The following is a 556-nucleotide window of genomic DNA, read 5'->3' as shown; positions in this document are numbered from 1 at the left end:
CCCGAAATGACGGCCACGCCCGAGCAGGCACTTGTCCGCCGTCACCGTCAGCATGATCGCCACCGGATCAGTCCGTGGAAAATGGTCGGTGCCGCAGGCCGGGCAGTGCCGCCTGTAGCCGCCGGCGCGCATTTCCGAACGGCTGCCGCATTTGCTGCAGAAGGCGTGGCTGGCGTGCCAGGCAAGAAGGGCCGCCCCTTGCGCCAGCGCGCCGGCCGCCGCCTCGTCGATCAGGCCTTGCATGTAGACGGACCGGTAGTCGATCGCCTTGATGGTCGCGGGAAGCTGCTCCGGCTCAACGGCCGCCGGCACCGCCAGCACGGGGCCGGCCTCGGAAAAGCCGAGCAGCACGCCGCGGTCGAGCGAGACGTCGAAGGCTTTGCTTTCGGCTGAGCCGAACCAGGGGTCGAAGCTGCCGTCCTCATGTTTCAGATAGAGCCGGCCGCCATGCATCAGCAGCAGCCGCGTCGAGGGATCGGCGAGCGCCTGCTCGACGGAATCGTCGGCGCGGGTCTCCGATTGCCGCTCGATCTGGTTGCTGGCGAAGCCGACGAAC

At 68.3% G+C, this 556-nt stretch carries 1 protein-coding gene; it reads right to left on the bottom strand.

The window, feature by feature from the left end; translation table 11 throughout:
* The coding region (locus EN742_RS37110) for an NUDIX-like domain-containing protein (protein WP_281035074.1) at positions 1–556 on the bottom strand (556 nt) is incomplete at both ends.

It is taken from the genome of Mesorhizobium sp. M4A.F.Ca.ET.020.02.1.1, assembly GCF_004022645.1.
Classification (GTDB): Bacteria; Pseudomonadota; Alphaproteobacteria; order Rhizobiales; family Rhizobiaceae; genus Mesorhizobium.
The sequence above is the reverse complement of the archived record's forward strand: the minus strand, read 5'-3'. Positions and strand labels throughout refer to the sequence as shown.